This is a genomic window from Bradyrhizobium sp. Leaf396 (assembly GCF_001424605.1).
GTDB lineage: Bacteria > Pseudomonadota > Alphaproteobacteria > Rhizobiales > Xanthobacteraceae > Bradyrhizobium > Bradyrhizobium japonicum_C.
Window position 1 is genome coordinate 65890 of the sequence record NZ_LMQJ01000010.1, and the last position, 11735, is coordinate 77624.

11 protein-coding genes are annotated in these 11735 nt (G+C 64.2%); 3 read left to right on the top strand and 8 right to left on the bottom strand.

Features of this window, described 5'->3' with window-relative positions; translation table 11 throughout:
- Positions 1–14: 14 nt before the first annotated feature.
- Genes trbL through traI form a run of 8 tightly spaced genes read right to left on the bottom strand, consistent with a single transcriptional unit; the run spans position 15 to position 6850 of the window.
- Positions 15–1205, bottom strand: a complete 1191-nt coding sequence (gene trbL, locus ASG57_RS11730; protein WP_057196305.1) for a P-type conjugative transfer protein TrbL — start codon at positions 1203–1205, stop codon at positions 15–17.
- 9 nt (positions 1206–1214) lie between these two features.
- Positions 1215–1385, bottom strand: a complete 171-nt coding sequence (locus ASG57_RS37670; protein ID WP_156402642.1) for a DUF2749 domain-containing protein — start codon at positions 1383–1385, stop codon at positions 1215–1217.
- On the bottom strand, positions 1382–2185 hold the full coding sequence (trbJ, locus tag ASG57_RS11735; protein WP_057196306.1) for a P-type conjugative transfer protein TrbJ: 804 nt from the start codon (positions 2183–2185) through the stop codon (positions 1382–1384). The genes ASG57_RS37670 and trbJ overlap by 4 nt, the downstream gene beginning before the upstream one ends.
- Positions 2160–4598, bottom strand: coding sequence for a conjugal transfer protein TrbE (locus ASG57_RS11740; RefSeq protein WP_057196307.1), 2439 nt, complete (start codon positions 4596–4598; stop codon positions 2160–2162). The genes trbJ and ASG57_RS11740 overlap by 26 nt, the downstream gene beginning before the upstream one ends.
- A gap of 8 nt (positions 4599–4606) precedes the next feature.
- Entirely contained in the window at positions 4607–4906 is a 300-nt protein-coding gene (locus tag ASG57_RS11745; protein ID WP_057196308.1) for a conjugal transfer protein TrbD, read from the bottom strand.
- Positions 4899–5258: a TrbC/VirB2 family protein gene (locus tag ASG57_RS11750; RefSeq protein ID WP_057196309.1), complete on the bottom strand. Its 360-nt coding sequence runs from the start codon at positions 5256–5258 to the stop codon at positions 4899–4901. The genes ASG57_RS11745 and ASG57_RS11750 overlap by 8 nt, the downstream gene beginning before the upstream one ends.
- Complete coding sequence (gene trbB / locus ASG57_RS11755; protein ID WP_057196310.1) at positions 5248–6210, bottom strand: P-type conjugative transfer ATPase TrbB; 963 nt, start codon at positions 6208–6210, stop codon at positions 5248–5250. Before trbB ends, ASG57_RS11750 begins: the two co-directional genes overlap by 11 nt.
- 13 nt (positions 6211–6223) lie before the next feature.
- Positions 6224–6850, bottom strand: a complete 627-nt coding sequence (gene traI / locus ASG57_RS11760) for an acyl-homoserine-lactone synthase (protein WP_057196411.1) — start codon at positions 6848–6850, stop codon at positions 6224–6226.
- 385 nt (positions 6851–7235) lie between these two features.
- Here traI and repA point away from each other — a divergent pair, with 385 nt between their 5' ends.
- From repA to repC, 3 genes are all read left to right on the top strand, one after another.
- Positions 7236–8462, top strand: coding sequence for a plasmid partitioning protein RepA (gene repA, locus ASG57_RS11765; protein ID WP_057196412.1), 1227 nt, complete (start codon positions 7236–7238; stop codon positions 8460–8462).
- A 367-nt stretch (positions 8463–8829) separates the two neighbouring features.
- The gene (gene repB, locus ASG57_RS11770) at positions 8830–9855 is read left to right on the top strand and encodes a plasmid partitioning protein RepB (protein ID WP_057196311.1); all 1026 of its coding nucleotides are present in this window, start codon (positions 8830–8832) and stop codon (positions 9853–9855) included.
- Positions 9856–10184: 329 nt separating this feature from the next.
- Positions 10185–11678, top strand: coding sequence for a plasmid replication protein RepC (repC, locus tag ASG57_RS11775; protein ID WP_057196312.1), 1494 nt, complete (start codon positions 10185–10187; stop codon positions 11676–11678).
- Positions 11679–11735: the final 57 nt, after the last annotated feature.

Genomic DNA, 11735 nt, shown 5'->3' on the forward strand with positions numbered 1-11735 from the left:
CACCCTCGCCGCCCCTATTGGCGTTCATCGGCATTGTTGTTGCGTTGCCCCGATTGCGACCTGTTTCTGCGTTCATCGAGCTTCGCGTTGGCAAGCCCCAGCGTCGACGCACCCCACGTCCCCGGAACGCCGATTGCTTTGTCGCGCGCCGCGGACGACAGCGCGCCGCCGGCTGCGCCGATCGCGTCGCTCATGCCCCTGAGCGCTGCCGCCCCGAACGAGGCGCCGCCTGTACGCGCGTCGGAATAGCTCGCCGCTCCCATCCGGGCCGCGCCTGCGCCAAGCGATGCGGCGCCGGCCGCCATCGAGCCCGCGCCTGCGGCGAATGCGGCCGCCTGGCTGCCGGCTCGTATCGCCTCCATGCCACTCGAAACCGACGCGCCCTGCACCACGCCTTGAATGATGTTCGGCACGTACATCGCGATCATGAACACCACGACGGAGATGCCGGCGATCGCGAGCGTCGACAGGAACTGGTCGCCGGTCGACGGCGAATTCGCGAGGTTGACCAGAACCTCTGAGCCGATGCGTGCGATCATCACCAGCGCCATCAGCTTCATGCCGACAGAAAACGCATAGATGAGATAGCGGACCGCAAAATCCTTGGTGAACGACGATCCGCCAAGTCCGAGCATGATCATGCCGGCAAGCAGGCCGACATACATCTCCACCATCACCGCCACGAAGATCGCCGCGACCAGCGCGAAGGCGACGACGACGACAATCATGGCGAACACCGCCGCGATCGCCAGCGCATTGTCCTGAAACAATCCGAACTGTGCCTTCGACGACAGCGCCGAAGCGACCTTCAGGCCGGCATTGAACACGTTGGCGGGCGATGCGCCCCCGCCGCCGGCACCGATCTGAAACAGGCTGTCGACCACGGCCTTGGCGAACGCCGGTCCCTGCTCGAGGATGAAAGCGAACAGGCCGATGAACAGAATGCGTCGCACGAGCTCGCTAAACCAAGTATCGAGCGAGGCTGCCTGCAGCCCAAGCCAAACTGCCGCGATGCCGATCTCGATGCCGGCAAGAATCCAGAACAGCGAACGCGCTGCCTGCAGGATCGTGGTTTCCCATCCCTTCGCGGCCGTGACCACCTCGTTTTCCAGATTCGTCAGCAAGCTCCCGTCTTGCGCCAGCGCCGGCGACGCGACCAGAAGCAGTGCGGCGATCGTCAGCAGGAGGCGATTCGGTGTCGGCATGATCGCGTCCTACTCCTTCCAGCGTGGACGCATCGGCTGTCCGCCGCTCGTGTCGTAGTCCGGCTTGGTCTCAAAGAACCGGGACGGCTTCTGGCTCGACGATGGACCGAGGCCAAACCAGACGCCGCCGCCGGCGAGCACGACGATCGCGACAATGACAACGATGTGAAGCGGTCTCACCAGCGCGGCTCCATCGTCTGGCCGCCGGAGGTCGACGGCGCGGTCGATGTGAAAAACTGATCGCGCCGGGCCTGCGCGAGATCGTCCTTGGCCTGCTGCGATTGAAACCAGGTCCCCATCATCGTCACCTGTTGCGAGAACAGGCCGCGCAGCTTCTGCATCTGGGCGACTTGCTGGGCGGCGATCTGATGCCCCACCTGGAGCGCCTTCATCTGGCCATCGGCGCTCTGCGACATGCCGCGAAGCTGTCCCATCGTCGCTTCCTCCGAAGTGAACTGATCGGACGTCAGGCCTGCCGCCTTCAGGCTTGCGCCGATGGTGTCGCGGTTCGTTGTCGACCAGCCCTGCCAGGTCGACGAGAAGGTCGAACCCGTCGGCAGGTTGGTCTTAAAGTCGGCGTAGCTCTTGAATCGCTGCTTCAGGACGTCATCGGCATTGCCCATCGAGAAGGCGATGCCCTGCCCCTGGCCAACGAGGTTGCGCAACTGGTTCAGGTCTTGCTCGACCTGCCCCCAAATATGCTGCGGAAGCTGCGCGGTGTTCTGCAGCATATTCTCGTAGATCTTGAGCTGGTTCTGAATCTGTTGCGCAAGCTGCGTGATTTGCGTGATCTGATTGTTGATCTGCTCGGTCGATTTGCCGACCACCGCGATCAACTCGGAATTGTTGAGGAGCTGCGTCCATTCGGTTGCGCCGCCTCCGATCGCGCCGCCGCCACCGGCCGCAGCGGGCGTCGCCGCGATGACGCAAGACAATACCGCGATGATTGCGGGGCTACGCTGACAAGTGCGTGTCGGCATCGACCACTCCCCTTGCTTGCAGCCAGCGCACCGGCCAGTCGGGCCCATGCGCCTGACGAAGTTCACCGATCCGTGCGAGATCGTCCTTTCCGGTCGCCCCCACGAACGCGAGCGTGATCGCCCCGAGGGCCATGTCGAAGAGACGGCGGCCGACTGGCGAGACGACGTAGTATTCGCGCTTGGGGATCGCGGTCGCGACGATTTCCACCTGCCGTTCGTTGAACCCAATTCGTTCGTAGAACTCGCGCGTGCCGGTCTCGCGCGCCCCGCCGTTGGGCAAGCAGATCTTCGTCGGGCAGGATTCCTTGAGGACGTCGATGATGCCCGAGCGCTCAGCGTCGGAGATCGATTGCGTGGCCAGCACGACCGCGCAATTCGCCTTGCGCAAGACTTTCAGCCACTCCCTGATCTTGTCGCGGAATGTCGGATGCCCGAGCATCAGCCATGCCTCATCGAGGATAATGAGGCTCGGCGCGCCGGTCAGGCGCTTCTCGATGCGGCGGAAGAGATAAAGCAGGACCGGCACGAGATTGCGCTCGCCCATGTTCATGAGCTGCTCGATCTCGAAAGTCTGAAACTCCGACATCAACAGGCCGTCCTGCTCGGCGTCGAGCAGATGACCCATCGGTCCATCAACCGTGTAGGAATGCAGCGCGTCCTTGATCTCGCGAAGCTGAACGCCCGACACGAAATCCGATAGCGAGCGGCCGCGCGCATTCGCCATCAATGCGATCTGCCGTGAAATTGCATTGCGATGATCCGGCGTGACCTTCACACCTTGCAGCGCCACCAGCGTTTCGATCCACTCTGACGCCCAAGCGCGATCCGTATCGTCCTCGAGCTCGGCGAGGGGACAAAACGATAGCCCCTCCCCTGCCCCGACATCGTAGTGATCGCCGCCGGCCGCGACCGTCAGCGGAAACATCGACCGGCCCTTGTCGAAGCAGAAGAGCTGTGCGCCCGCATAGCGCCGAAACTGCGCGGCGATCAGCGCGAGAAGGGTCGACTTGCCCGACCCTGTCGGACCGAACACCAGCGTATGACCGACATCGTCGACATGGAGGTTCAGCCGGAAAGGGGTCGAGCCGGAGGCGACCTGCATCAGCGGCGGTGCGCCCGGCGGATAGAACGGACAGGGCGCGGTTGGGCTGCCGGACCAGACGGCGTTGAGCGGGATCAAGTCCGCGAGGTTGCGCGTGCTGATGAGCGGCTCGCGGATGTTGGCGTACCAATTGCCCGGCAGCGAGCCGAGGAAGGCTTCCGTCGCGTTCAAGGTCTCGATGCGCGCGCCGAAGCCCTCCGCCTGGATGAGGCGTCGTACCGCCTCGGCCTTCTCGCGCAGGCGCCGCGCCTCGCTGTCGAAGATGACGACGACCGGCGTGTAATATCCATAAGCCACAAGGCCGGACGATGCCTGGCCGATCGCGTCCTCGGTTTCAGCGACCATCAAGACGGCGTCCTGATCGATCGATCGGCTTTGTGTCTGAAAGAGCTGATCGAAGAATGGCCGCACCTTTTGCTGCCACTTCTTGCGCGTGCGCTCGAGCCGCGTGCGCGCCTCCTGGTCGTCCAGAAACATGAAGCGGCTCGACCAGCGGTAAGTCAGCGGCATGAGGTCGAGCGCGTTGAGGATGCCCGGCCAGCTCTCCGCCGGAAACCCATCGATGCCGATGACGGCGAGATAGCGATCGTCGACCATCGGCGACAGGCCGTGGTGGAATTCGGCAGTCACCACGAAATCGAGATACATCGGAATCTCGGGAAGCCGGATCGGATGGTTCTCGCCGGTAATGCAGAAGCGCACAAACTGAAACAGCTCGTCATAGCGCGCGCGGCGCACGCTGCCCTCGTCCTCGACCTCCTGCGTCTGCATGCGCCGGATCGACAGCACGTTGCCGAGATACTGCTCGACCTCGCGGATCGACGTCAGGAAGGTCTCGAGCGTCTTATCGGCGAAGGACGTCGAGCGGCTTTCGTCATCGGAATAGACATAGCGCGACAAGCCCGACTTGCGCCGTTCGGACGGCCGATAGGTCAGGATCAGCGCATGCTCGCTCTCGAAGTGCCCGGCGTTGGCTTCGAAGCGCCGGCGGCGCTCATTGTCGATCGCCCGCGTCACCGGATCGGGAAAGTGGCAATCCTCGCGCGCGGGATAGGCCAGCGCCGGCACGCGCACGGCTTCGACCTGAATCATCCATCCCGAGCCGAGACGCGCGAGCACCGCGTTGATCAGCCGCGAGACCTCGTTGCGCTCCACATCGGTCGAGCTTTCGCTGTCAGGTCCCGCGAAGTACCAGCCCGCCATGAGCGAGCCGTCCTTGAGCAGGACGACACCTGGCGCGACCAGGCCGGCATATGGCAGCAGGTCCGCGAAGGACGGGCCGGTATGTCGAAAGTCGCGCAACGCCACCATCGCCGACCTCAATACTTGCGCCAGGGCGTTGACGTCGGCCGATACTGCGGCTGGTAGCGGATGTGCCGCAGATAGACGTGCCGCATCATCGGGTCGGCCTTCGCCATCATGCGCAGGATGCCGACGATGCCGCTCCACACGAGAAGTCCCAGCAAGACCGAGAACCAGGTCAGCACGACGAAAATCAGAATGACGGCGGCAAGCCCAGTCATCAGCACCAGTTCGCGGTCGGCGCCGAGCAAGAGACTCGGACGTGACAGCGCGCGATGGATTCTTGAGTGATGAAGATTAGAGAACACCTCAGCCATGCGGCAGCTCCTCCTGCTCGCTGGCCTCGACGGTGCCGATCGATGCGCCGGATGCGCCGAACAAGCCGACAATCTGTGTTGCGCCGAGCAGGATGCCGGCGACCAGCACGACGTACATGAGCCGCCGCGCGAAATCGTTCAGCTCACCGCCGAAGATCAGCATGCCGCCGGCGACCGCGACGGCCGCCAACGCAATGAAGCCCGCGACCGGGCCCGTGATCGATTGCTGGATCTGTTGCAGCGGACCTTCCCACGGCAGGCCCCCTCCCCCGCCCGCCAATGCGGGTTGCGCAGCAATGACCAACGCAGCGCATGCGACGAGACCAAGCCCAAGGCGACGTTCAAGCGACACGTTGCTCCTCCTCCCGGCATGATTGGATTCGATATTCGCCGCGCGCGAAGCCCTCGACATGAAGAATGTCGCGCACGACGCGGCCGCGCGCGGTCTTCTCGATCGAGACGATGAGGTCGACAGCTTCGCCGATGACCGCCTGCATCGGTTGTTGGCTCGCTTCCGCCGTGAGCTGCTCGAGGCGCGTGAGCGCCGATTGCGCTGAATTCGCGTGGATCGTGGTGATGCCGCCCGGGTGGCCGGTGTTCCACGCTTTCAGAAGGGTGAGCGCGGCACCATCGCGGACCTCGCCGACGACGATGCGATCCGGTCGCAGCCGCATCGTCGACTTCAACAGGCGGCCCATGTCGATGGTGTCGGTCGTATGCAGGGCGACCGCATTGTCGGCGACGCATTGCAGCTCGGCCGTGTCCTCGAGGATGACGATGCGATGGTCGGGCGCGGAGGCGACCATCTCAGCGATGACCGCGTTGGTGAGCGTCGTCTTGCCGGAGCCGGTGCCGCCGGAGATGACAATGTTCATCCGTGACGTCACGGCGTTGCGGATCATGCGCGCCTGCGGCTCCGTCATGATCCGGTCGCGCACATAAGCGGCGAGCGGGATCACTTGCGAGGCGCGCCGGCGGATCGCAAAGGCCGGTCCGGACACGACCGGAGGCAACAGTCCTTCGAAGCGGTGAGCGCCGATCGGCAGCTCGCCGGACACGATCGGACGTTCGTCGTCGACCTCAGAGTTGAGGGCATGCGCGACACTGCCGATGATGATCTCGGCCGCGGCGTTGCTCATCTGGCCGACGCGGGCGATCCCCTGCCCCAGCCGCTCGACGAACAGGTGGCCATCAGGATTGCACATCACTTCGACGACGTTCGGATCGTCGAGCGCCGTGCAGATCGTGTCGCCCAGCGCCTCCTGCAGCTTACGGACGAGGCGCGGATGGGAGCGCAGTTGCACGGAACGCCTCCCTCTACGCCGCCGACCGGCGGAGGCCGCCAAGGTCGGATCGGTAGCCCGGCGGTCGCACGGTCGCGAAGCTGGCATCATCGGCCGGCAGTGCGCCGGCGACGCTCAGCGTCTCGCCGATCACACGGGGCTCGCCGAGGCGCCGCATCGGCCAGCGCGCCCGGTTCAGCAGCCGCTCAAACCGCACATCGGTCGCGGTAACGATCTCCCGGTAGCCCGCCCCCATCGACCATTCGATGATCGCCGCGAACAACGTCAGCGTGGCGCGGTGCAGGCCGCGCGCCGTCACTGCCTCGACGGCGCCGGTGTCGACACAGAAGCGCGAGCTTTCGATCATCCGGGGATGGGCTTCGAGCCGCCCGCCGGCCAGGAGCTGCGGGAAGGCGTCGGCCAGCATGGTCGGCCCGGTCGCCGGCAGGAGCCGGGCGCACCCCAGCACCGGCCCCCGCTCGGCGACCGCGAGGATGTAGACCGGGTTCAGTCGATCGAAACCATCGGTCTCCACCCCGTCCTCGATCTCGACGTCCCAACCCAGCCGTCCGCCGAACACCCTCGCCCTCAGGCGGTGCATGTCGGCGATCTGATCGCCGAACGTCCCCCGGTCTTCTGGCCTCACCGCAATCGCCCGCATCTCGCCTCCCGCCGTTTTGGTTGCAGACAGCGAGACGAACACGCGGGTTTCGGCGTGTCAGACCGTCGAATCCGACAGGCGGCGGTGAGCTGAGTCGCGGGAGTGAACGCTGGGTGCCGACGAAGCGGCGTGTTCAATCGTCGGAAGCGGCGTTGCGAACCCGTCGATTCCGACAGGGCCTTTGGCAGCGCGGCCGACGCGACGTGAACGCGCTAAACTATTTCCACATCAACGCAAAAGATGACTTGCGAAGAATTTCCAGCATACCGAGCGCGAGGACGTTAGGATCTCGTTAACCAATAAGTTCTTGCCAGAATCGGTTTCACGGGTAGCTTCACGGAAGAATGGCCGAAACGGCGATTTTTCCGTGACGAAGGTTCTGCCCGTGCTCAACGCGCCAAGCCGATCTGAATCTGAAACGCCGACCGTCGACCAGACCATCGGCGAGCATGCAAGTTTGCTCAGTTCGCAGATCCAGGCGATGAGCGATGCGCTGTTCCCGCCGACATCGAAGAAAACCCTACGGCGCTTCACGTCAGGCGAAGCAGGTCGCCTGATCGGCATATCCGATTCGACGCTCCGAAAGATGAGCCTGGCCGGCGAAGGCCCGACCCCGGAGACGGCGAGCAACGGGCGGCGTCTCTATACGCTCGGACAAATCAATGAAGTCCGGCAGCGCCTCGCAGAGACGATGCGCGGCAAGGACGCCACGGCCTTCGTGCCCCGTCGCTCCGATCGTGACCACCTTCAAGTCATCGCGGTCGCGAACTTCAAGGGCGGCTCCGGTAAAACGACAACGGCCGCGCACCTCGCCCAATACCTCGGACTGCACGGATATCGCACGCTCGCGGTCGATCTCGATCCCCAGGCAAGCATGTCCGCGCTGTTCGGCGTACTGCCGGAAGCCGACGTCGCGAAGAACGAGACGCTTTATGCGGCGATCAGATACGACGCGGATCGCCGGCCCCTCAGCGACGTGATTCTGCCAACCTACTTCGAAGGCGTGGACCTGGTGCCGGGCAACCTCGAACTGATGGAGTTCGAGCACACGACCCCCCTCGCCCTCACCGCCGAGGACAGAACGGAAGGGCGGCTGTTCTTTTCGCGCGTGGCACGCGCGTTCGATGAGGTCGCTGATCGCTACGATGTGGTGGTGATGGACTGCCCGCCGCAGCTCGGCTTTCTGACCTTGACCGGCCTGTGCGCCGCCACAGGCATGCTGATCACCGTCCATCCGCAGATGCTCGATGTCGCCTCGATGAGCCAGTTTCTGCTGATGACCGAGGCGCTCCTGACAGAGCTCAAGAAAAGCGGTGCCGTCCTCAAGTATGACTTCATGCGTTATTTGCTGACTCGATTTGAGCCGCAGGACGGGCCGCAGACCAAGGTCGCGGCGTTGCTCCGGAACCTGTTCGGCGACCATGTGCTCACCAACCCGATGCTCAAATCGACCGCGATATCGGACGCCGGACTTTCGAAGCAGACACTCTACGAGATCGGCCGTGAGAGCATGACGCGGTCAACGTATGATCGTGCGATCGAGGCGCTCGACGCCGTCAATGGGGAGGTCGAAGGGCTGATCCGAACGGCTTGGGGGCGCGCGAAATGTTGAGGTTATTTCGCCACTGTCGTTCGATTCGGAGCCTCCGCCGCGCTCTGGTTGGGAGCTCCCAACTCATCGCGCGAACGGGTCGATGCGGCAGCCGACAATCGCGCCAGGGACAGCGGACAGCCGGCGTGCGATCACGGCGCGTGGCGCTGCGCGCTGTGTCGAGGGGGCTTGCCGCGGCCTCAGTTGGGAGCTCCCAACTTGCCACCGCGGCGCACTTCCCGAGGCCGCGCCGTGGCAAGACGGAATGGTTAACCGGCCCTCGCCTGAGCGGGCGTCTCGCCACGCGCGACGCCTCGGTTGGGAGCTCCCAACGGACCGTTCCATGCCGCCAATCGAGCGTGACGATGCCAGCCGCACGGAGGGCGCTATGAGCCGAAAGGACGTCCTCAACAACCTCTTCACGAGCAAGTTGGGAGCTCCCAACCGCGCTGATGCGCCGGCGCGCCGGGCTGGGCACGAGCCGGTCCGCTCCGGTGCCGTCTCCGCGGTCAGCTCGGTCCTCAGCGTCATGGCCGACGACGCAAAAGCAGCGAACGAGCTCCGCGACCTGATCAAGGCCGGAACCACGGTCATCGAAATCGAACCTGGCCTCGTCGATGGATCGGCCATCGCCGATCGCCTTCCGACGCCCAAAGACCCGAAGTTTGACGCTTTGGTCGAAAGCATGCGCGCCCACGGCCAGAAAGTGCCAATTCTCGTGCGGCCACACCCGACGACGGCTGGCCGCTATCAGATCGCCTACGGACGCCGACGCCTGCGAGGTGCAGCCAACCTCGGCGCCAAGGTCAAGGCGCTGGTGCTTGAGTTGACCGATGAGGAGCTCGTCATAGCGCAGGGCCTTGAGAACGGTCCGCGCGCGGACCTGTCCTGGATCGAAAAAGCGCTTTACGCCCGCCGTCTCGAAGATGCCGGTCACGACCGCTCAACCATCATGGCCGCGCTATCGACCGATAAGGCAGATCTCAGCCGCTACATCAGCATCGCACGGATGATCCCCGTGACGCTCATCGAGGCGATCGGTCCAGCGCCCAAGGCCGGCCGTCCGCGCTGGGCGGCGCTGGCCGAGAGGCTGGAGAAGCCGGCGGCGCAGGTCGCCGCGGGGCAGGTGCTCGAGCGACCGGAATTCCAAGACGCCGACAGCGATGCGCGCTTTGCGATGGTGTTCGAGGCTTTGCGCGCTGCGCCTGCGCGACGGCGCGGCACCGTCAGCGTTTGGCACAACCCGAATGGCAAGAAGGCCGCGCGCATCGAGCGCGCCAACGGCCGCACAACAATCTTGTTCGAGGAAAAGCACGTTCCAGAGTTTGCGGCCTTTCTCGAGGACCGCTTGGACGAGCTTTATCGCGAATTCGCTAATCAGAAAGAGGAGGGCCGCACAGACGACAAGACCTGACCAGCATGCGCGTTCCGCGTCAGCGCCGGTCAATCACGTCAACCCATAACACCAGGCAAAAGAAAAGGCCCCCGAAACGGCGTCCCGGAAGCCCCTTCTCAAAGTTTGGCAACTAAGAGAATCGCACTTCCACGAATCGCCGTCAAGAGTCCTTCGGGACTAATCGCCGTTCCGGCGAGCGGATTTTCTTTGCCTTAGCGAGGCAAGGACATGGTTTCGAACTCTCTAACGACGTCCGATGGACGGCGAACGATGAAGTGTGCCCAAACGATCGATGCGACATCCGATCGTCGCGACGACCTCCGCTGGCAAGAGCAGGGGAGGTTGTCATGAACGCGCATGCAGCCGGCCTCCGCAGATCCTCGCCGGAGACCCTTAGCGCGGAAAAATTTGCGCGCACCTACCGGGAGGGAAAGGTGCCCGCCGTGACGCGCACGGCCGCGCTTCAGGTCGCCAAGCGCGCGGCGGCCGCGATGGGACTGAAAGCCGCCAAACTCGCGCTGATCGACCAGCTCTTCGGGGCGTCGAAGCCGGCTGACTGGCGCACGCCCGGCCAGCCGCCCATCATCTGGCCGTCCAATGCCCGACTCGCGCGGAGCCTGGGCCTCAGCGTCTCCACCATGAAGCACCACCTGAAAGGCCTCGTGGAGGCGGGCCTGGTCTCCTACAGCGACCATCCGACTTATCAGCGCCGCGGCCGCCGTGACGCCGAGGGCAACATCGTGGAGGCCTATGGCATCGACCTGTCGCCGATCGCGACACGGTTCGCAGAGCTGCACGACCTGGCGGAGGCCGCGGACTATGAGGCTCGCGAACGGCGGCGCCTGTCGTATCGGCGCACGGTCCTGCGCAAGGAGATCCAGTCGCTGATCATCAGCGCCGTCGAGCAGCGCCTTGCCGGACCGTGGGGCCCGCTCCAGGCCCGGCTCGATGTTCTGCGGGAGCACCGCGCGGTTGATCTCGACGACCTGCGGACGCAAGTCGAGGCGCTGGACGTGCTGCGGGAAGAGGTCGAGGGCCTCTATGGCAAAGGATTTGAGGATAGAAATTTCAACGCCACGGTATCGAAATTTCGGCCCGTACAAACTACAGCCGAACCTTCACATTCTGAATCTAGTAAGAATGAATCGAGTCGCGCTAACGCGCGACAACTCAATCCCTTAGCGGCCTTCGGCCTTTCAACCGAAAAGAAGTCTGACGAAGTCGCCACGTCCCTGCAACCGTCGAGATCGGCGGCCGACATGCTTAAAGACGACGCCCAGATGATCTCGCTGCCGCTGGTGCAGGCCGCCTGTCCGGCTGTTTGCGACTATGCGCCAGACGCCTTCGCCAATTGGCGGGAATTCCGGGCCTCCGGCCACGTGCTCTGCGCCGCCGCTGGCATCAACCCGCAGGTCTTGCAGGAGGCTCAGGCGATCCTCGGGCCTGATCTTGCCGCTTCAGCGCTCGCGATCACGGTTCAACGTTCGAACACCGGCGCCGTGGCCAAACCGGGCGCCTATTTGCGGCGGCTCGTCCAGCGGGGAAGGGACGGCGAACTGCATCTCAGCCGCTCGTTGTTCGCCCTCGCAAAGGCCGGCGAACCAGAAAGCGCGGCACATGCACCGGCAGCGATCGTCACGGAGACCTTCCCGGCGCACGGCTCGATTAGTTACGGACCGTGGGCGGCGATTGTTCGCGAGCATGCGCCAAAACCGACTCCGGACGTCGATAGCGTCGCCAATGCGTTCAGGCGCTGGGCGACGGAGAAAAGCATCGACCTGACGGCCCCGAACATCGAGCGTGTGTTCGCTGGGTTCTGCCGGAAATGGAGGATGAATTGATGCCAGCGTCAGAGGCCGGCATGCAGGGAATGGCCAGCGAATTCTTCTGCGGGACGC